General features: G+C 32.5%; 20 protein-coding genes and 1 pseudogene. 13 read left to right on the top strand and 8 right to left on the bottom strand.

Going from position 1 to position 21,376, the window contains the following annotated elements; genetic code table 11:
* Positions 1 to 86 precede the first annotated feature (86 nt).
* The 8 genes from ADIWIN_RS05200 to ADIWIN_RS05165 all read left to right on the top strand — a co-directional run bounded on the left by ADIWIN_RS05200 (position 87) and on the right by ADIWIN_RS05165 (position 7,905).
* Entirely contained in the window at positions 87 to 659 is a 573-nt protein-coding gene (locus ADIWIN_RS05200; protein WP_020895451.1) for an anthranilate synthase component II, read from the top strand.
* A gap of 287 nt (positions 660 to 946) precedes the next feature.
* Positions 947 to 1,939, top strand: a complete 993-nt coding sequence (trpD, locus tag ADIWIN_RS05195; protein WP_020895450.1) for an anthranilate phosphoribosyltransferase — start codon at positions 947 to 949, stop codon at positions 1,937 to 1,939.
* Positions 1,936 to 2,724: an indole-3-glycerol phosphate synthase TrpC gene (gene trpC / locus ADIWIN_RS05190; protein WP_020895449.1), complete on the top strand. Its 789-nt coding sequence runs from the start codon at positions 1,936 to 1,938 to the stop codon at positions 2,722 to 2,724. The genes trpD and trpC overlap by 4 nt, the downstream gene beginning before the upstream one ends.
* Positions 2,725 to 2,975: 251 nt before the next feature.
* The gene (locus ADIWIN_RS05185) at positions 2,976 to 3,593 is read left to right on the top strand and encodes a phosphoribosylanthranilate isomerase (protein WP_040756595.1); all 618 of its coding nucleotides are present in this window, start codon (positions 2,976 to 2,978) and stop codon (positions 3,591 to 3,593) included.
* Between the two features lie 421 nt (positions 3,594 to 4,014).
* Entirely contained in the window at positions 4,015 to 5,202 is a 1,188-nt protein-coding gene (gene trpB / locus ADIWIN_RS05180; RefSeq protein ID WP_020895447.1) for a tryptophan synthase subunit beta, read from the top strand.
* Between the two features lie 153 nt (positions 5,203 to 5,355).
* Positions 5,356 to 6,039, top strand: coding sequence for a cell division ATP-binding protein FtsE (locus ADIWIN_RS05175; RefSeq protein WP_020895445.1), 684 nt, complete (start codon positions 5,356 to 5,358; stop codon positions 6,037 to 6,039).
* Between the two features lie 49 nt (positions 6,040 to 6,088).
* Positions 6,089 to 6,985, top strand: coding sequence for a glycosyltransferase family 2 protein (locus ADIWIN_RS05170; protein WP_020895444.1), 897 nt, complete (start codon positions 6,089 to 6,091; stop codon positions 6,983 to 6,985).
* A complete protein-coding gene (locus ADIWIN_RS05165) occupies positions 6,985 to 7,905 on the top strand; it encodes a glycosyltransferase family 2 protein (RefSeq protein WP_020895443.1) in 921 nt (306 codons plus the stop codon). The genes ADIWIN_RS05170 and ADIWIN_RS05165 overlap by 1 nt, the downstream gene beginning before the upstream one ends.
* Here ADIWIN_RS05165 and ADIWIN_RS05160 read toward each other — a convergent pair.
* Together ADIWIN_RS05160 and ADIWIN_RS05155 are read right to left on the bottom strand one after the other, a co-directional pair.
* Positions 7,890 to 8,297 (bottom strand): sugar 3,4-ketoisomerase, encoded by a 408-nt coding sequence (locus ADIWIN_RS05160; RefSeq protein ID WP_020895442.1) that lies wholly within the window; start codon positions 8,295 to 8,297, stop codon positions 7,890 to 7,892. The two genes, ADIWIN_RS05165 and ADIWIN_RS05160, sit on opposite strands and share 16 nt — an antisense overlap.
* A 4-nt stretch (positions 8,298 to 8,301) precedes the next feature.
* On the bottom strand, positions 8,302 to 9,384 hold the full coding sequence (locus tag ADIWIN_RS05155; RefSeq protein ID WP_020895441.1) for a glycosyltransferase: 1,083 nt from the start codon (positions 9,382 to 9,384) through the stop codon (positions 8,302 to 8,304).
* Positions 9,385 to 9,507: 123 nt separating this feature from the next.
* Here ADIWIN_RS05155 and ADIWIN_RS05150 point away from each other — a divergent pair, with 123 nt between their 5' ends.
* Positions 9,508 to 10,551: a glycosyltransferase gene (locus tag ADIWIN_RS05150; RefSeq protein WP_020895440.1), complete on the top strand. Its 1,044-nt coding sequence runs from the start codon at positions 9,508 to 9,510 to the stop codon at positions 10,549 to 10,551.
* Between the two features lie 85 nt (positions 10,552 to 10,636).
* On the opposite strand, the gene ADIWIN_RS05145 is transcribed toward ADIWIN_RS05150, so the two are convergent.
* From ADIWIN_RS05145 to typA, 6 genes and pseudogenes are all read right to left on the bottom strand, one after another.
* Complete coding sequence (locus tag ADIWIN_RS05145) at positions 10,637 to 11,470, bottom strand: phytanoyl-CoA dioxygenase family protein (protein ID WP_020895439.1); 834 nt, start codon at positions 11,468 to 11,470, stop codon at positions 10,637 to 10,639.
* Positions 11,454 to 12,758: an O-antigen translocase gene (locus ADIWIN_RS05140; RefSeq protein ID WP_020895438.1), complete on the bottom strand. Its 1,305-nt coding sequence runs from the start codon at positions 12,756 to 12,758 to the stop codon at positions 11,454 to 11,456. The genes ADIWIN_RS05145 and ADIWIN_RS05140 overlap by 17 nt, the downstream gene beginning before the upstream one ends.
* A 10-nt stretch (positions 12,759 to 12,768) precedes the next feature.
* The gene (locus tag ADIWIN_RS05135; protein WP_020895437.1) at positions 12,769 to 14,079 is read right to left on the bottom strand and encodes an O-antigen translocase; all 1,311 of its coding nucleotides are present in this window, start codon (positions 14,077 to 14,079) and stop codon (positions 12,769 to 12,771) included.
* Entirely contained in the window at positions 14,080 to 15,219 is a 1,140-nt protein-coding gene (locus ADIWIN_RS05130; protein WP_020895436.1) for a DegT/DnrJ/EryC1/StrS family aminotransferase, read from the bottom strand.
* A gap of 184 nt (positions 15,220 to 15,403) precedes the next feature.
* A complete protein-coding gene (locus tag ADIWIN_RS05125; protein WP_020895435.1) occupies positions 15,404 to 16,276 on the bottom strand; it encodes a GNAT family N-acetyltransferase in 873 nt (290 codons plus the stop codon).
* Between the two features lie 316 nt (positions 16,277 to 16,592).
* Positions 16,593 to 18,390 (bottom strand): annotated as a pseudogene (gene typA, locus ADIWIN_RS05120) (translational GTPase TypA).
* Between the two features lie 210 nt (positions 18,391 to 18,600).
* Here typA and ADIWIN_RS05115 point away from each other — a divergent pair.
* From ADIWIN_RS05115 to ADIWIN_RS05100, 4 genes are all read left to right on the top strand, one after another.
* Positions 18,601 to 18,960: a hypothetical protein gene (locus tag ADIWIN_RS05115; RefSeq protein WP_040756593.1), complete on the top strand. Its 360-nt coding sequence runs from the start codon at positions 18,601 to 18,603 to the stop codon at positions 18,958 to 18,960.
* A gap of 192 nt (positions 18,961 to 19,152) precedes the next feature.
* On the top strand, positions 19,153 to 19,965 hold the full coding sequence (gene kdsA, locus ADIWIN_RS05110) for a 3-deoxy-8-phosphooctulonate synthase (RefSeq protein WP_020895432.1): 813 nt from the start codon (positions 19,153 to 19,155) through the stop codon (positions 19,963 to 19,965).
* Positions 19,966 to 20,037: 72 nt separating this feature from the next.
* On the top strand, positions 20,038 to 20,898 hold the full coding sequence (locus tag ADIWIN_RS05105) for an outer membrane protein (RefSeq protein WP_020895431.1): 861 nt from the start codon (positions 20,038 to 20,040) through the stop codon (positions 20,896 to 20,898).
* A complete protein-coding gene (locus ADIWIN_RS05100) occupies positions 20,895 to 21,359 on the top strand; it encodes a GNAT family N-acetyltransferase (RefSeq protein ID WP_020895430.1) in 465 nt (154 codons plus the stop codon). The genes ADIWIN_RS05105 and ADIWIN_RS05100 overlap by 4 nt, the downstream gene beginning before the upstream one ends.
* Positions 21,360 to 21,376 lie beyond the last annotated feature (17 nt).

Raw genomic sequence — 21,376 nt, 5'->3', positions numbered from 1 at the left:
ATTAGCTGTCATTCCTGCATAAGCAAGAATCTATTTAAAAAATTGAAGTATAATTAAAAAGATATTCCGTTTCACGGAACATTGCGATGAAAAAAATATTAGTCATAGATAATTACGACAGTTTCACATACAATTTAGTTCATTATTTAGAAGATTTAGATTGTGAAGTCACCGTAAAACGAAACGATAAACTAACGCTAGAAGAAGTCGATGCTTTTGAGAAAATTGTGTTATCGCCAGGACCTGGTGTCCCAGATGAAGCCGGTTTATTAAAACAGATTATAGAAACTTATGCTCCAACCAAAAGTATCTTAGGTGTTTGTTTAGGGCAACAAGCTATTGGTGAAGTTTTTGGTGGTTCATTAGAAAATTTAGATAATGTTTATCATGGTGTAGCAACTAGCATTACACTTTCAGTTGATGATGAATCCCTTTTTAAAGGACTAGGCAAAACTTTTGAAGTGGGCAGATATCATTCATGGGTCGTTAATGCCAATTTACCAGATTGTTTAGAAGCTACGTCTTTTGACGACAACGGTCAAATAATGTCATTAAGACATAAAGTTTACGATGTAAAAGGTGTTCAATATCATCCTGAGTCGGTGCTGACACCTAATGGAAAACAGATTTTAGAAAATTGGGTAAACAGTGAGAAGTGAGAAGTGAGAAGTGAGAAGTGAGAAGTGAGAAGTGAGAAGTGAGAAGTGAGAAGTGAGAAGTGAGAAGTGAGAAAAAATTAAAATACAATTTGGGAAGAATATAATATTTAGTAAAAATTAATGTCCCAAATTTCGACAACGTCCGAAACATCAAAATTCAGAAATAAGGAGTGAAAAATCGGAACTCATGATTTGCTTCGCAGTTTGCATCAAGGCAAAATGAACAGAGATAAAAGAAAGAATAGAAATTACATTTAAAAAGATATTCCGTTTTACGGAACATTGATATGAAACAATTATTAAATAGACTCATCAACCAAGAAAGCATCTCTAGTGAAGAAGCAAAAAATGTCTTGGTCAACATATCCGAAGGAAAATATAACCAAAGTCAAATTGCGTCATTCTTAACCGTTTATATGATGAGAAGTATTACCACGGAAGAACTTCGAGGTTTTAGAGATGCATTATTAGAGTTATGCATTCCAGTAAATTTAGATAACTACGAGACTATCGATTTGTGTGGAACCGGAGGTGACGGCAAAGACACTTTCAACATTTCAACTTTATCATCATTTGTGACAGCAGGTGCAGGAGTCCATGTTACTAAACATGGTAATTATGGTGTATCCTCTGCTTGTGGATCTTCAAATGTTATGGAATATTTAGGCATAAAATTTACAAGTGATACTGACTTTTTAAAACGTAGTATCGATGAGGCTGGTATTTGTGTTTTACATGCACCTTTGTTTCATCCTGCAATGAAAAATGTGGCTCCAATACGAAAAGAATTGGGTGTAAAAACCTTTTTCAATATGTTAGGACCGATGGTAAATCCTGCATTTCCAAAAAATCAAATGGTTGGTGTTTTTAATCTTGAATTATTGCGATTATACAGTTATTTATATCAAGAATCGGATAAAAACTATGCCATAGTTCATGCTTTGGATGGTTATGATGAAATCTCGTTAACAGGAAAAACGAAAGTGATTTCTAATACAGCAGAAACCTTATTTGAACCGCTTGACTTAGGTGTCAAACAAATTCAACAATCCGAAATTTTTGGAGGAAACAGTGTGAAAATGGCTGCAGAAATTTTTAAAAGCGTTATCAATTATCAAGGTACAGAAGCGCAACATAATGTGGTATGTGCTAATGCCGGATTGGCCATTGCTACTGCCAAACAAATTTCACATAAGGAAGGATTTGAATTGGCGAAAGAATCTCTTGTTAGTGGAAAAGCAAAACAAAGTTTATATAAACTAATTGAATTAAGCAAATGAACATCTTAGACAAAATAGTAATAGACAAACGCAAAGAGGTTAATCTTAAAAAAGAACTAATCCCTATTAAAGCTTATGAACAGCTACCTTATTTCGGAATGAAAACAAGGTCATTGTCTGAAAAATTAAGAGCAAGTCAGACTGGTGTTATTGCAGAATTTAAACGCAAATCGCCTTCTAAATCCATTATAAATGATACTGCTTTGGTTGAAGATGTTGCCATTGGTTACGAAAACGCAGGAGTGTGTGGCATGTCTATTTTAACGGACGAGATTTATTTTGGCGGTTCCATGGACGATTTAATGATTGCTAGAGAAAATTGCGAATTACCTTTGCTTCGAAAAGAATTTATAATTGATGAATATCAGATTATTGAAGCCAAAGCCATTGGTGCAGATGCTATTTTACTAATAGCAGCCATATTAACTAAAGCCGAAATTAAGCAGTTTTCTGAATTAGCTAAAAGCCTCAATCTTGATGTGTTATTAGAAGTCCATAACGAAGACGAATTACACAAGTCAATTATGCCATCTTTAGATATGCTAGGTATAAACAATAGAAATTTAAAAACATTTGAAGTCAGTTTAGACATCTCAAAACAATTAAGTGCATTAATACCAAATGATTTTGTAAAAGTATCAGAATCAGGTATTAGTTCTGTGAACGCCATCAAAGAATTACAGCCTTATGGTTACAAAGGCTTTTTAATCGGTGAAAACTTTATGAAAACAGATAACCCTGGAGCGAGTGCTGCTCAATTTATAAAAGACCTAGCAGGTTTATAAAACCTAGCAGGTCTAAAATAGAAAAGAAACAAATTAATTTTAACGTCACTTCGAGTGCTATTTGAAGTACGAAAAAATTATATCGAAAAGAAATTAATAGATTCCTGCCTTCGCAGGAATGACAAAAATTAAACAAATAACGTTAAGTGACCTGCAAGGTTTCAAAACCTTGTAGGTCTTAACACATAACATACATAATAATTTAAAAAAGTCGAATGCGTGATGAGATTCCCGCTTTCGCGAGAATGAAGATGAAACTAAAAGTCTGCGGCATGAAATATAAGGAGAACCTAGAAGCTGTGGCTAATTTGCTGCCAGACTATCTCGGTTTTATATTTTATAAAAAATCAGCCAGACATTTTGATTCTAGTATTCCTGAATTGCCAAAATCAATAAAAAAAGTTGGTGTTTTTGTGGATGAAGAACTAGAAATAGTGAAAGACACTATTAAAAAATTCAACTTACAAGCCGTGCAATTACATGGACACGAATCTCCTGAATATTGCGCTGCGATAAACGCTGTTGAAGTTATAAAGGTGTTTAGCATTAAAGATGAATTCAACTTTGATGTGCTTCAACCTTATGAAGATGTATGTGATTATTTCTTATTTGATACAAAAGGACAATTACCAGGCGGAAATGGTTACACGTTCAATTGGAATGTATTAGAACAGTATCCGTCAACCAAACCGTATTTTTTAAGTGGTGGTATTGGATTACATGAAATTGAAAAAATAAAAGAATTTAAAGAAAGTCCAGCTTCAAAATATTGTTACGCTATTGACGTTAATAGTAAATTTGAAATTGAACCTGGATTGAAGAATGTGGAGGAATTGAAAACGTTTAAACATAATGTAATTAGCTGTTAGCTGTTAGCTGTTAGCTGTTAGCTGTTAGGTGTTAGGTGTTAGGTGTTAGGTGTTAGGTGTTAGCAAAAATTAAAATAACTTGGAAGGAAAGCAAAAATTAGCATATAAGAGGGTCCCAAATTCCGACAGCGTCGGAAACAACGATTTTCAGAAATAAAGAGCGAAAAAGCGGAACTGCGAAGCGAAGCTTCAAGCATGTAGCTTTGAAAGCGAATGGTGCTTTAGCAATTTCCTAATAAATCGTTTTGAATTTTTGGTTTTGTATTAAACAAAAATCGTCCACTGGACAATTTTTATTTAATAGTGTTTCAAGACAAAATGAACGGAAAGAAATAAAGAAACAGATTGCCACATCACGCAAAAAAGCGTGATCCACAATGAAAATAATAGATTTCTGCCTTCGCAGGAATGACAAAGGCTTATGAAAAATACATACAAAATCAACGAAAAAGGTTATTACGGAGAATTCGGTGGAGCATACATTCCCGAAATGCTTTATCCTAATGTAGAAGAATTGCGCCAAAACTATTTAAAAATCATGGCAGAACCTTCGTTTCAAGAAGAGTTCAATCAACTTTTAAAAGATTATGTTGGTCGTCCTTCTCCACTCTATTTTGCGAAACGTCTTTCTGAAAAATACAATACCAAAGTGTATTTAAAACGTGAAGATTTAAATCATACTGGCGCGCACAAAATCAACAATACCATTGGTCAAATTCTGATGGCAAAACGTTTAGGTAAAAACAGAATTATTGCCGAAACCGGAGCTGGCCAACACGGTGTTGCAACCGCAACTGTTTGTGCCTTAACAGGTATTGACTGTGTGGTTTATATGGGAGAAATTGATATTGCACGTCAAGCACCAAACGTCGCCCGAATGAAAATGTTAGGCGCCAAAGTGGTACCTGCGTTATCTGGTAGTCGAACGTTGAAAGATGCAACTAATGAAGCCATTCGCGACTGGATTAACAATCCTGTTGACACACATTACATTATTGGTTCCGCTATAGGACCACATCCCTATCCAGACATGGTGACGCAATTTCAATCGGTGATTTCCGAAGAAATAAAATGGCAATTAAAGGAAAAAGAAGGTCGAGAAAATCCAGATTATGTTGTGGCTTGTATTGGTGGAGGAAGTAATGCCGCAGGAACGTATCATCATTTTCTAGACAATGAAGACGTAGGTATTATTGCTGTAGAGGCTGCTGGAAAAGGCATTCATTCTGGTGAAAGTGCTGCCACTTCTGTGTTAGGAAAAGAAGGGATAATTCATGGTTGTAAAACCTTGTTGATGCAAACCAAAGACGGACAAATTACAGAGCCTTACTCAATTTCTGCAGGATTAGATTATCCTGGTGTTGGACCACTACATTCACATTTGTATAAAACAGGTCGTGGTGAATTTTATTCTGCAACCGACGACGAAGCCATGAATTCTGGCTTAGAATTAACGCAGTTAGAAGGTATTATTCCGGCTATCGAAAGTTCTCATGCTTTGGCTATTTTTAAACATAAAACTTTTAAACCAAATGATGTTGTGGTGATTAGTTTATCTGGTCGTGGAGACAAAGATTTACAGAATTATATAGATTATTTTGATTTATAGTTGTTGGTTGTTGGTTGTTGGTTGTTGGTTGTTGGTTGTTGGTTGTTGGTTGTTGGTTGAAAATAGAATTCTAAATTGGAATTTAAAACTTATGTTTTGGATTTGAAATTTTAAGCAATACATTTACAGTTACCAATTATTTATATCTATAATATGTCCGAAACGGTTTTAGAACTTAGAGATGCTACAATTTATCAAGGAGACAGTATGGTACTGTCTAAGGTGAATTTTGAAATGAAGAAAGGCGATTTCGTCTATCTTATTGGTAAAACAGGAAGTGGAAAAAGTAGTTTCATGAAAACACTTTATGGTGATTTACAATTAACAGAAGGTGAAGGTTCTATTGTGGACTTCAACTTAAAAACCATGAAAGAAAAAGACATTCCTTTTTTAAGACGAAAATTGGGTATTGTGTTTCAGGATTTTAAATTACTTCCAGATCGTACGATAAATGGAAATTTAGAATTCGTGTTAAAAGCTACAGGTTGGAAAGAAAAAGACCGTATTAAAGACCGTATCGATACAGTTTTAGATAAAGTAGCAATGAAGACCAAAGGCTTTAAATATCCACATGAACTTTCAGGTGGTGAACAACAACGTATTGCTATTGCACGTGCATTGTTAAATGATCCTGAATTGATTTTAGCTGATGAGCCAACCGGAAATTTAGATCCACAAACCAGTGTTGAAGTCATGGAAGTCTTGCAAGACATTAATAAAAATGGTAACACTATTTTAATGGCTACTCACGATTATGCTTTGCTTCTAAAATATCCTAGTAAAACATTAAAATGCGACGAAAACAAAGTGTTTGAAGTGGTGCAACGTAAGAGTTAAAACCTACATGTAACACTATTAAGTTCTTGGTTAACCTTTGTAAAACCTTATGATTTCTGTATTAATACCTGTTTATAATTATAATATTTCAGAACTCGTTTCCGAAGTACATAAGCAGTTAATTACATCAGAAATTCCTTTTGAAATATTATGTTACGACGACTGTTCTAACGATATTAAATTTCAGGATTACAACAATACTATAAATACACTTTCACATTGTGCCTATACCATTTTACAAAAAAATATTGGTCGAAGTGCTATAAGAAATAAGTTGGCTAAAGATGCCAAATTCGATTGGTGTCTTTTTCTAGATGCCGATGTTATGCCCAAAAATGATGATTTTATAAGTACCTATCTTAAATCTATTTCAGAAAAATCTGAAGTAATTTATGGAGGTATTTTATATCAAGAAAAACGTGTAGATGATGCTCAACTCTTACGTTGGATTTATGGAAATAAACGAGAAGCCTTATCTGCCGAAGTTCGAAACAAAAACACCTATTTAAGCTTTTTAACCCTGAGCTTCTTAATACATAAAAGCGTTTTTAATACGGTTCATTTTAATGAAGACATACCTAATTTAAGACATGAAGACACGTTGTTTTCCTATAATTTAAAAGAAGCTAACATTAATATACAACATATAGATAATCCTGTTTATCATCTTGGTCTTGAAGATAGCAAAACCTTCTTACAAAAATCATTAGACTCGGTTGAAGCGATAAACCTATTTATCAATCAAGATTTATTACCATCTAATTACACTAGAATTACAAACATCTATTCGAAAATTAAGGATAACGTCATTTCAAAAGTACTAGCATCTGTTTATTATAAGTATGAAGCTACCTTTAAGAAAAACTTACTTGGTAAAAACCCGTCGCTCTTAGTTTTTGATTTGTACAGATTAAGTTATTATTGCACTTTAAACTCAAAAAAATAATGCCTTTTTTCTCTGTAATCATATCTGTTTATAATAAGGAAAAACACATTCAACATACCATTGAAAGTGTTCTGAACCAAAGCTTCAATGATTTTGAGATTATAATTATTAACGATGGGTCTACAGATAAGAGCGAAGACATTATAAATAGTTTTGACGACCAACGCATAAAACTTCTAAGCATTAAAAACCAAGGAGCATCAAATGCTAGAAATACAGGAATAAAAGCGGCAACCGCTGATTATATTGCTCTTTTAGATGGAGATGACACTTGGGATGCCTCTTATTTGCAATACATGTGCGATGCCATCACTGTATTTCCTGACATAAATATTTTTTCGGCTGCAATTGCTCAGAAATATGAAAACAAAGTTGTTCCTGTTGCGTATAATTTTCAACAACAAGATCTTTATGGCTCTCACAATTTTTTTGAAGCAAGCCAGAAATATTCTTTAATAACAAGCTCTAGTGTCGTCTTTAAAAAATCTATTACAGATAAAACGGGTCTCTTTGATACGTCTATAATTTCTGGACAGGATACTGATTTGTGGCTTCGTTTTGGAATGCATTATGACGTTGTGTTTATAAACAAAGTTCTTGTCTATTATGTTTTTAATTCGGCTAGTCTATCTAACACAACATTTGATGCGAATAAAAAACCTAAGTTTGACAAGTATTATAAAGAAGAGCAACAGAATAGGTCTCTAAAGAAATTCTTGGATAGAAACAGGTATTCTATGGCGATACTCAGTAAAGTACAGCATGATAAAACCCTTTTTAATTATTATACCTCACATTTAGATTCTAGTAATTTAAGTTTTAGACAAAACTTTTTATTACATAGCCCAGAATGGCTCTTAAAACTCTTAATTAAGATTAAATCTTTAAAAGGCGAAAAAATATATTACCCTAAAAGCTGAGATTTAAAAACCTCATAATCTCTGATATATTCCGCTTCATCATACGTTGTAGAAGCTAAAACCAAGCACACTGCACCAGAAGAAAAATTATCTATTTCTCTCCAAATCTGTGTTGGTATTACCAACCCTAAATTGGGCTTATTAAGCATAATTCTCTTTTTTGTTTTACCATCATCTACTAGCACTTCAAAACTTCCACTTAATGCTATAATCACGGATTCTTGTTCCTTATGAGCATGGCCTCCTCGAAAACTATCACTTGGTACATCGTACAAATAATAAACACGATTAATTGCAAATGGAATGGTGTTCTTTTCTATAACCGCTAAAAAACCACGTTCATCATGTACTTTAGGAATATCAATTATTTTTACGTCGTTTATTGAATTCATATAATTAATTTAAAATGGATTGCCATTGTTGAACAATTTCAGCTTCCGAGAAATGAGCAACACTAGGTTTCGAATTCTGCTTACAATGTAAATATAAATCTTTATCTATAAAAAGACTTGTCATGGCTTCTGCTAAAGCCACCTGATTATGATTTTCAACTAAAAGACCATTGAAGGTACTCTGAATAATTTCATTAGGTCCAGATTTACAATCTACAGAAACCACAGGAGTACCGAGCGCAAGAGATTCTAAAATAGATCTCGGAAAACCTTCATATCTGCTGGTTAACACTGTAAATAAAGCAGATTTTACAATGGCTGAAGGATATGGATTGTATGGCAAGAACTCTACGTTAGATGCTATATTTAATGTTTCAACTTGATTCTTTAGTGTTTCTAAATCTTTTCCTTCTCCTAAAATTTTTAAGCTTACATTATGTTTTGGTAGTTCGGATTTTGAATAAGCGGCTAATAGCAATGAAATATTTTTAACCTCATCATCTAAGCGACCAAAAAATAAGATGTAGTTGTCTTTACTTTCAAGTTTTGAGTTATACTTTTCCAAGACTATTGGATTGTAAATGGACGTTACATTTTTGAATTTGCAAACGGCTTTTACGTGCTCTGCAATGGCTTTAGACACACCAACAATTTTATAAGCATTAGCATATAACAATCGCCCTAAAAACCGATTAGGGTTAATATAATTAGCTGTTTTATAGCTTCGAATACAATAGATTGTTTTTTTAGGAGAGTAGATGAATTTAGAAATTACAAATTCCTTCAAAAAACCAATTCGTGTTCTATTATCAATCACATAATCAAAGTTATGTTTTTTCAAATACGCTTTCAAAACTCGTAATCGTTTCAACCGTCCTAAAACAGAATCGTCTTGATCTTTAAGTTCCCCTAAATTAAGTAATTTACCTTTATATGAAAATTCAATATCATTCAACACACTAACCACATGCACATCATAACCAACATCAAAAAGTATCTGCGATAATAAGCCAGAAGAGCGTTCTGCACCTCCTTTACCTAAAGAAGAAACAACAATACAAATCTTTTTATTATTGGCTTTTAGCATTAACGAGTATCTTTGAGACAAATGTAACGATATAAATGAAACATCTATATTTCATTGCTATTCTCTAGCAAGATTATGCTTAAGATGTTCCATAAATTTGATTACAATAATTAGAATCTACACATGAGAGTTTTATTGGTTGGTGAATACAACAGATCACATAGGTATTTAAAAGAAGGACTACAAAACTTAGGGCACGAAGCAGTTGTTGTTGGCATGTGCGATGGTTTTAAAAAAGTTGATGTTGACATAGAAATAAATCAAAAATTTAGAATAGGACCATTACAAAAAGTGAGATCTTTAATGATCCGTTTGTTTAAAATTGATTTACATTTTATTCACGTTAAAAAGCAATTATTAAAGAATAAAACACAACTTGAGAACTATGATGTTATTCAATTTATAAATGAATCCTCTTTTCTTTGTTCAGCTAAAGATGAACAAAAACTCTTTGATTTATTAAGCGATTGGAATAAGAAAGTATTTATCCTATCCTGTGGTACAGACTACCCGAGTGTTAAATTCTCAGTTGATAAAAAATTCAGATACTCCATACATACTCCTTATTTTGAAGGTCGAGCAAAGGCTACAGATTTCTCGTTAGGACTAAAATATTTAACACCTGAATTTGTGAAATTACACCATCATATTTACAATAAAATTGAAGGTGTTATTAGTTCTGACCTCGATTATTACATTCCTTTACAAAACCATAAAAAACATTTGGGAATGATTCCTCATGTTATAAATGTAGATAGGATACCTTATCAGAAACCTAATATAGAGGAAAAAATAACTATTTTTCATGGTATAAACAGAACAAACTATTACAAAAAAGGAAATGACATTTTTGATGCTGCATTAGATATAATTGAAACTAAATACAAATCAAAAGTCGTTATAATTAAAGTCGAAAACTTACCTTACACAGATTACATTAAAGCTTTTGATACTGCTCATATCTTGTTAGATCAAGTCTATGCTTATGATCAAGGCTATAATGCTTTAGAAGCTATGGCAAAAGGAAAAGTAGTATTTACAGGAGCTGAAAAAGAATGGGAAGACTATTATAATGTAACACCCAATACTATTGTTATAAATGCATTACCTGACGCAAAAGATATTGCCTCTAAACTAGAATGGCTGATTGAAAACCCCGAAAAATAATTGAAATATCTAAAAATGCACGTCAATTTGTAAAAACGCATCACAACCATATTGATAGTGCAAAATCATTTTTAGAAAAATGGTCTTAATTTTTTTGTTTCGGAAAACGAAGTTCTAAAGAAACTCTTGTGATATCTTCATTTTCATTTACGGCAGCACCATGAATTAAAAAAGGAGAAAATAATAAGGCTTCACTTTCCTTAGGATTTGGTCTTGTCATCTTAATGACTCCAGACTTTGTCTCTAAAATACAAGGCACATAATAAATATTACCGTTAATTTTTGCTCCCTTACTTTCTGTTCTTAAAATTTCGTTTTCTGGTATAAGGTGACTTTTTGCCACTACCGGTAAAGACGATTTTTCATTACAACCTGCAATAGGTAACCAAACATTAATAATATCTTCCCAATAACTCAAATAACCATCTCTGTGTGGTGGATTTATATCCAACGACTTTGGTCTACTTATCCGTATTTGAATGTGTGATTTTTTTAGTTCCTCTACATAAGAGGTCAATTTGTAACGCAAAATGTCTCCAAACCGTTTTGCTAGTAAGTCTATATCGAAATCAAAATCTGAAGTTTCCAGGTTACGAGTTATAGCAATTACCTGATTATGTAATGCATCTGTAGTTACAAATTTATGATAATCCTTTAAGTCAAATGTTTCATTATCTACAGTTACATTATTAATCTTTAAAGCATCAATTATAATATTTTTTACAGATTCTTGAAGCTTTAAAAAATCTCGATTTTCAAATGCTTCAACGATATTAAAACCATCATTTTCCCAGGACATTTTAGACAAAACATTATCTTCTTGTGGATAAAGTAATTCTGGTTTTCCCCAAAAAAAATCACCTTCAACCTTAAATTCAAAAGGTTTATTATCAATAAATATTTTACATATTTTTTCCATCGGTGGAATTATTTTTTTGATTACTGAAATATATTTTTATGACAAAAAAGACCATTATAAAGTAAATTATGTACCTCACAAAATGAGCAATTACAATCCCTTCAGTACCATAATACTGAATAAACACTTTAGACAGTACAAAAAACAGTGCTAAAGATGCTATTTCAGTAATTACAAAACTTTTTACTAAACGTTTGGCTAAAAACTGATGCGATAACACTAGCGCTCCTAATCTTATAAAATCTCCTAAAAGCTGCCATTTAAACAAGGGTTCCATTCCTGTAAAATCTGGATATATAAACATTATAATATAGTCTCTTAAAAAATAGACTAATAACATTCCTAATCCAAAAATCGGCAGAATAGTTTTGTAAATATTGAATACTTCAACCTTAAACTCATGCTTATTATGGATACTAGCGAATTTTGGTAACACATACAGCGTAAACAATCCTGTAGCAAACACCATATAGTTTTTAGAAATAAATGTAATGGCCGTCCAATAACCTGCTTCGTTAATGTTTATTTCATCGGTGACCAAGGTTCTTATATTCAACTCAATATAATTCAATAAGAACGTAGAAATAAAAGACATTAATGTAAATGCCAATAACTTATTTTTATAAATGAGGCTAAACGTTAAAGACTTAAATTTTACATAGGTTTTTAAAGTTTCACCAAATACAAAGGCCAAAACTATTAACTGAATCACTGGTGCTAAAGCAATGGCAATGATTATTCCTTTTAATTCTGAAGTATATAGCCCAACAACAACTGCAACGGTTGCTAAAAGATAACTAATAAGCTCAATTTTGGCGTAGCGTTTATAATCCGATAAACCACTAACCACAGCATTTACCACGCGACTAACAGCAATAAATGGTACAATAACAGCTAATAACTTAAAAATATAAATATACGCTTGAGATTGAAAAAGATAGTCCGATAAGTACGACGCTCCAAAAAATAAAATGGTGGCAGATACAAGAGATCCAATAATTGCAAAAATGGTTACAGTTGAAAATACTTTAGAAAGTTCTGGCTGATTGTTTTTAAATTCTGCGACATACTTTACAACTCCGTTAAAAGTCCCTAAGGTTGATGTGCTTGTGAGCATTGCTAAAACATTCCTAACCTGACCAATACTAGCATAGCCAGCTTCGCCAACAGTAACCGCAAGTAAACGCTGTATAAATGCAGAAACGATTAATCTAATGGTAATCACCACGGCATTAAGCGACGTAATCTTAAGCACTGTATTACTACTGATAAATTTAGGAATTTTCACGTCTTAGTTTTTAATAATCGGGTGTTCCTTCTTCCGTTAAAACACCAAACAAAGAACTACTAAAGAGTAATAATATTATTCCAAAGTACATAAAATAACTCAAGCAATGTCCCATTACAGCTCCTTGCAGTCCAAACTCATCAATGAGGTAAATACTAGAAAAGTACATCATTATAAATAAGAATATTTCTAAAATTAAGAAGTGCGCAAACATCTTTTTAGCTAAAAATTGATAAGCAATTACCATAGAAAGTACACGTGCAATATCTCCTAAGATTTGGTAACCGAATAAACCCTCTACAGGTCTAAAATCTTCAGTAAATAATATATTTATTAATACTGATCTACTGAGATAAATTACAAAAAGTAAAACTAAAAACGCAGGCATAATACTTTTATAAAAGCTAAATACTTCTTTTCTAAAATCTCGTCTAGAGTTAATTTCAGAAAAACGAGGTAAAATATAAAGTGCCGTCAACGAATTAATAAACATCAAATAATAATCTGAAACCCGTGTCATTGCTGTCCAATGTCCTGCAGCTTTAATACCTACTTCATCTATAAGATAATTCCTAATTAAAATCATCACAATTGGGATAGCAATGGCGCTAACTAATGCCATTACCATGTAAGGACTTAATTTCTTTATGACAGAAAAACTTACTTGCGTAATCCTAACAAACGACACTAAACTTCTTCTAAACGCTATACCAACAATGGTTATAAGTAAATTAAGCGCAGGAGTGATGACTATAGCTATTAATGCTCCATCTATATTTTCTTGATATATAAGAATTAACGTTACTAAAAGCCCAAGAACTTGGCCTAGAATATTTATAAGCAACAAATATTTGTGCTTAGAAAACCCGTTCATAATCGAAAAGGTAAACATATTTAAAGCATAAAAAGGCAAAATAATGGCGAGCGTTTTAATGATATATGTATATCTATAACTCGACGAAAAAATAATATCATTTATAAACTGTGCATTGTAATAACATAAAAATGCTAGAAAGATAGACGAGAAAAAACCGAAATAAAAAACGGTAGATAGGGTTTTTGTAAGCTCGACCGAATCATTCTTAACCTGACTTACAAATTTAACAACACCTTTATAAAGGCCAGAAATAGACAAGGACTGTAAACCACTCATAAAATTTCGTAAATTCCCAATAAGCGCCATCCCTTGTGGACCAATGTATATGGCAATAAACTTAGAAATTAAAATGCCTGATAAAATTCTGAGACTAATATTGGCCAAGTTTAGACTTGCTGCCTTTACTAACACTTCGCTATTGATGTAATTAAAAAACTTTTTCAATTAATATGTGTTTAAAGCCGAGATTACCGACTGAATATCTTTATCTATCATCACAGGACTCATAGGCAAACTTATAATTCTTTTGTGAATATTTTCCGTAAGTGGAAGATTAAAATGCGAAAAAGAACGCAATGCCTCTTGTTGATGTGGAGGAATAGGGTAATGAATCAACCATTCTATTTGATTGGCATTTAGAAACTCGATAAAATCAGCTCTATCATCAACCTCAACAACAAAAGCATAAAATATATGATTCTTGCTACCATCATAAAATGGTAATTTTAGTTTTGGGTTTTTAATGCCATTTAAATAAGCTTTAGCGATTTCTCTACGTCTATCATTATCGTTGTCTAAGGTCTTCAATTTTATGCTTAAAAATGCCGCTTGCATATCATCTAAACGACTATTAAAGCCAATAATTTTATTAGTGTACTTTTCTTCACTACCGTAATTTCGCAATAACTTAATGACAGTAACTAATTCTGAATCGTTAGTTGTAATGGCTCCACCATCACCAAGTGCTCCCAAATTTTTACTCGGATAGAAGCTAAATGCTGCTGCATCTGAAAGGCTACCTGCTCTAACCGAAATTGAACTTGAATTTGAAATTGAATTTGAACTGTCCTTTTTGGAATTTAAAATGGCTCCATGTGCTTGGGCTGCATCTTCAAATAAAAACAAATTAAAATCTTTAGCTATTTGTTGTAAGCCTTCCACATCTGCCAATTGACCATATAAATGCACCATAATAAGGGCTTTAGCATCAACAAATATGGCTTTATCTGTATCGACAGAAATCGTATATGTATTTGGATTGGGCTCCACCAAAACAGGAATTAACTCCGCATGTATAACCGATAAGATTGTTGCAATAAATGTGTTGGCAGGTACAATAACCTTATCTCCTTTTTTGAGCTTACCGAGTTCTATATAGCCTTTTAAGATCAGAGTTAAGGCATCTAATCCATTACCTGTACCAATGCAGAATTTTGTGCCACAATAGTTGGCGAACTCGTTTTCGAAAGTGGTAACATTATTACCTAGAATGAAATGTGCATCGTCTAAAGATTTACTAAACGACTCTTGAAACGCGTCTCTAAATCGGTTATTGATCTTATATAAATCTAAAAACTTAATCATAAATTTAAAATTGAAAGGATATATCTCTTTTTTTTCAACTGACTAATCAGATAAACCTGTGAAATATAAAACAACAATTGATTAAATTAAAACTTTAATTAACTAGATTTCAAGAACCTTATCAAATACTTGTTTTAATCAACTAATAAATACTTTAATTTGAATAGAAGGTAGAGAAACAGACTTATGCTTTAGGTATATCTAAAATTTTATGACTAGCCGTTTCTAATAGATATGTGTTTGCCGTATGAGCTCGTGCTCCACAGCTTTCTTTCCAAAAGATCAAACCTTCATTAATCTTCTTACCGTTGTCTTCACTCGAAATATTAAAATCAAAATAACGCTTATAATCACACATCTTATTTATTATAAAATCATAAGCAAGATCGAGACTACCAAATGCGTTTTTATCTGTATTACCAGACACATACTGAGGGTGCACCGTAGTTTCAGTTAAAAATACGGTTGTTCCTGCGACAACTTTACCATCTTTATAGATGTTAACCTGTTTAATATTTTCAGGAAAGCGAGACGCCAATAATTCTATTTCTTCTAAGGAATGTACTGGTTTAACACCGTGTTTCTTATCTAGATTTGGTATTAAAACTGAATTCCAAAACTCGCTAAAATTTGTATCTACTTTAAGTTCTAGCCCAGATCGCAGGGCTTTATTGAGACCTTCTCTCCTGTTTTTTTGAAAGCGCAGTTTATGGGCATAATCAATGACCATTAGCACTTCTTTTTTTAACAACTCAGCATTCGCTTTATACAGAAAATAGTCCAACTCGTCTGCTAGCATCCTATTATAAAACGTAGGTATCACTTTTATTTCAAATTGTTTTATGCTTTCTGATTCGTAAAAAGCAAGCATCGCTTTAAAAGCTTCAAAAGCATAAAAGAATTTTGATTTATCTTGAAGCACAAAGCTCCCATAAGTTAGTCCTTGGTGAGAAATCACTTTATCGTCAACAACATTTGCAGGAAGCAATGCATAAAGCTGATCGTCTTTATATATCATTACCGAAAAATCCTCAAAACGATCACTGTGATAGTCCATAAAATCGCGCTGAAACAAGAACGTCCCATTCTTTGCTTCTTTTACAAATGTATCCCATTCCGATTGTAAGCTAGAGTGATATTTTTTAACTGAGAAAATAATGTTGACTATTTAGTTAGACACCAAAGTAAACAAAAAACTATGAGTTAAGTTTATTAATATTGAGTAATTATTAAAGCGACAAGAAAATAACAAACCACATTATCGGCAAAACCTAATGAGTTTTCATCAAGTATGTTTTCCAGAATTTAGAAAACAAAAAAGAGAAACATTTTTCAATGTTTCTCTTTTCAAATATATAATAAATCTTAGCAGATTATATTTTATTACGTTTACGATCTGTTTCTTTCAAATAGATTTTACGTAATCTTAAAGAATTTGGAGTTACCTCAACATACTCATCTTTTTGAATATATTCTAAAGCTTCTTCTAAAGAAAACTTAATTGCTGGTACAATCTTAGCTTTATCATCTGCTCCAGAACTACGTACATTACTCTGCTTTTTAGCTTTTGTAATGTTTACAGACATATCATCTTGACGAGAATTTTCTCCGATAACCTGTCCTTCATAAATACTTTCTCCTGGCTCAACAAAGAACTTACCTCTATCTTGTAATTTATCAATTGAATAAGGAATCGCTGTTCCGTTTTCCATAGAGATTAAAGATCCAGAAATACGTCCAGGAATATCACCTTTATAAGGTTGGTATTCTTTAAAACGGTGTGCCATAATTGCCTCACCAGCAGTTGCTGTTAGTAATTGGTTACGTAAACCAATAATACCACGAGAAGGAATCATAAACTCACAAATCATACGCTCACCTTTAGTTACCATACTTAGTAACTCTCCTTTACGCTTAGTAACAAACTCTACTGCTCTACCAGATACCGTTTCAGGAAGGTCAATTGTTAATTCTTCAATTGGCTCACATTTAACACCATCAATTTCCTTGATGATTACTTGTGGTTGTCCAATTTGTAATTCATAACCTTCACGACGCATTGTTTCGATTAAAACCGATAAGTGTAATACACCACGACCAAAAACCATGAATTTATCAGCACTACCTGTTTCACCTAACTTAAGCGCTAAGTTCTTTTCTAATTCTTTTTCTAAACGATCTTTAATATGACGAGACGTTACATACTTTCCATCTTTACCAAAGAAAGGTGAATCATTAATTGTAAATAACATACTCATTGTAGGTTCATCAATCGCAATAGATTTTAAACCTTCAGGATTTTCTATATCAGAAACCGTATCTCCAATCTCAAAACCTTCAACACCAACAAGCGCACAAATATCTCCAGTTTCAACGCTTTGAACTTTCTTACGTCCTAAACCTTCAAAAATGAATACTTCTTTAATTCTACTTTTTACTATTGAACCATCTCTTTTTACTAAAGCGATTTGTTGTCCTTCTACAATATTCCCTCTTTGTACACGACCAATGGCGATACGACCAGTAAAAGAAGAGAAATCTAAAGATGTAATTAACATCTGTGTTGTTCCTTTCTCAAATTCAGGAGTTGGCACATGCTCAATTACCATATCTAATAATGGCTCAACATTTTTAGTTTCATTTCTCCAGTCATCACTCATCCAATTGTTCTTAGCAGAACCATAAACGGTTGGAAAATCTAACTGCCACTCTTCAGCACCAAGTTCAAACATTAGATCGAAAACTTTTTCATGTACTTCATCAGGAGTACAGTTTTCTTTATCAACTTTATTGATAACTACACAAGGTTTTAAACCTAAATCAATTGCTTTTTGTAATACAAAACGTGTTTGTGGCATTGGCCCTTCAAAAGCATCTACCAATAACACAACTCCATCAGCCATGTTTAATACACGTTCTACTTCACCTCCAAAATCGGCGTGACCAGGTGTATCAATAATATTGATTTTAGTATCTTTATATACTACAGAAACGTTTTTTAGAAGTAATTGTAATACCTCTTTCTCTTTCTAGATCATTGTTGTCTAGAATTAAGTCTCCTGTATTTTCGTTTTCACGGAACAATTGACAGTGATACATAATCTTATCTACCAATGTTGTCTTTCCGTGATCGACGTGCGCAATAATTGCAATATTTTTAATCTTGGTCATAACTGATGCTGATTTTTAAGCGTGCAAATGTACGTTTAATTCTTCTTTTTCCGTTAATTATATGTTATAATTTTATTATCAAATAATTTGAAGCCGTATCTTACGTTAAATAATTGATTAACAGATAAAGCCTCCCTTATAAAACCTACCGCTAACTAGGCACGTAAAACTGCATTTTATAGGCTAATCTGAACTTTAAAAAATTAACAGATGGAAACCCTTAGCAAATATACCAAATTCATTCCTTACCTCTATTTTTTGTCGGTAATTACATATTGGTTTACAACCATAAATAAAAGTGAAGGCATTTCTGCATATCCTATATTATTGTTTGGAATTCCGTTTTTATGGCAACTTATTAAACCGAATAGAAAATTAAATTTTTCATTAGGAATTATTTTTGTGTGTCTATCTTCCTACTTAATCTTAGCTTATGTGTTTGATTTACTCCATATAATTCATTGGTCAGAAACATCGAAAAAACTACTGTTTTACGGTGGACTTTTAGTTATTGGAAACTTTGTAATGTCACTATGGATTGTGAGAAATAGTATTAAGAAGGTCTTTTAATTGAATACGGAAGACTTATTGATGGCTAACTAAAAAAAATTACACGAATTAGCAAAGACGCAAATCATCGAACTTTTGAAACTTTGAAACTTTGAAACTTTGAAACTTTGAAACTTAATATCCCTTAATCATAGTTTCATCTAAACATACATAATCGTATCTTTGTACCTTACTAATTTTAAGTTTAAAGCTTTGATATCAATTCCAAAATTAAAACATACAGATTCCAATAACTTCTTTCTACTTTGTGGCCCATGCGCTATTGAAGGTGAAGATATGGCACTTCGTATTGCTGAAAAAGTCATAAAAATTACAGATAAACTTGAAATCCCTTACGTTTTTAAAGGCAGTTTCAAAAAAGCTAATCGTAGTAGAATCGATAGCTTTACTGGTATTGGAAACGAAAAAGCTTTAAAAATTCTTAGAAAAGTTTCTGAGACTTTTGATGTGCCAACGGTAACTGATATCCACGAAGTCTCAGATGCTGCAATGGCGGCAGAATATGTAGATGTTTTACAAATTCCTGCATTTTTGGTAAGACAAACAGATTTAGTAGTTGCTGCTGCTGAAACCGGAAAAGTTGTTAATTTGAAAAAAGGACAATTTATGAGTCCTGAAGCCATGAAGCATGCTGTTCAAAAAGTGAAGGATGCTGGGAATGAGCATGCTTGGATTACCGATCGTGGTACCATGTTTGGTTACCAAGACATGATTGTTGATTTTAGAGGTATCCCAACCATGCGTAAGTACGCTCCAACAGTTTTAGACGTTACACACTCATTACAACAACCTAACCAAAGTGCTGGTGTTACTGGTGGACGACCAGATATGATTGAAACCATCGCGAGAGCCGGTGTCGTTAATAATGTAGATGGTTTGTTTATTGAAACACATTTTGACCCTGCAAACGCAAAAAGTGATGGAGCCAACATGTTACACTTAGATAATCTGGAAGGTTTATTGTCTAATTTAGTCGCTATTAGAAAAACAATTAACTCATTATAACTTCTATTTTTACAGCTATTGTAAGTAAGCTCTAAGGTTAACGTCTACTCTTATCCTTACGGAAGTTATCTTATGAACTATTTAAATAGAATTCTAAGCTTAGGATTCACTTTGCTATGTACAATAGCAAACAGTCAAACTCAAGAAACACTAAAATACTCAACCTCTAATAAAGGAAAATTATTTATTAGCTGGGGAGGAAATAGAGGCGCCTATTCAAAATCGGATATTCGCTTTAAAGGTGATGATTATGATTTTACTATAAGTGATGCTACAGCAAAAGACAAACCTAAAGGTTGGCATATCGATTATATAAATCCTACTCGAATGACCATCCCTCAAACAAATGCTAAGTTGGGGTATTTTATATCAGATCATTACACCGTTTCAATTGGTTTAGACCATATGAAATATGTTATGAATAGAGACAGGAATAGAAATGTAAACGGTTATATTAATTTGCCAGACAATGAACCTGGAAGCAATTACAACGGTGAATTTGATGATGAAAATGTATTTATTTCTAGTGATTTATTAAAATTTGAACACACAGACGGTCTCAACTTTATCTATACCGAAATTGCGAGATATGATGATATTTCATCATTATTTCACATAAACAACACGGATAAATTTCAAGTAAATATAACCGAAGGTATCGGCGGAGGTCTTTTATTTCCTAGAACCAATACTACATTATTACAAAAGGACAGATATGATGAATTTCACGTGTCAGGTTATGGGCTTTCTGCTAATATTGGATTAAATCTCACATTCTTTAAACACTTTTTCATACAATTAAATGCAAAAGGTGGTTATATTGATATGAATAATATAAGAACAACCAATGATTCAGCAGATCATGCAGAGCAAAGTTTTTACTTTTTTCAGCGTGTTGTTTCTTTTGGTACTATATTTAAATTAAAAAAATGATACAAATAAGACCCGCAACACTCGAAGATATTCCTGAAATCACTTCGCTTTTTAGAGATACTATTACTCATATTAACAAGAAACATTATTCTGAAAAGCAAATTAATGCTTGGTCTTCTGGTGCTGATGATGTTGAAGAATGGAAAAAACGAATCGCTAAGTTCTATTTTATTATTGCTGAAATTGAAAATAATATGGTTGGTTTTGCCTACTTAAAAAATGGCAATTATTTAGATGGATTATTTGTTCATAAAGATCATCAACGTCAAGGGGTTGGTTCAAAACTATTACGAATTATAGAATCTCAAGTAATGATGAATGATTTTGAAGTCCTGAAATCTGACGTCAACAAAACAGCTTTACCTTTTTTTGACAATAAATACTTTGAAGTTCTTAAAAAACAAAACAAGAGTATTAACGGAGCTGGCTTTGAAAATTACCTTGTGGAAAAGCAATTATAAAGCAAAAACCATACAGT

Source organism: Winogradskyella psychrotolerans RS-3 (assembly GCF_000427335.1).
Classification (GTDB): domain Bacteria; phylum Bacteroidota; class Bacteroidia; order Flavobacteriales; family Flavobacteriaceae; genus Winogradskyella; species Winogradskyella psychrotolerans.
The sequence above is the reverse complement of the archived record's forward strand: the minus strand, read 5'-3'. Positions and strand labels throughout refer to the sequence as shown.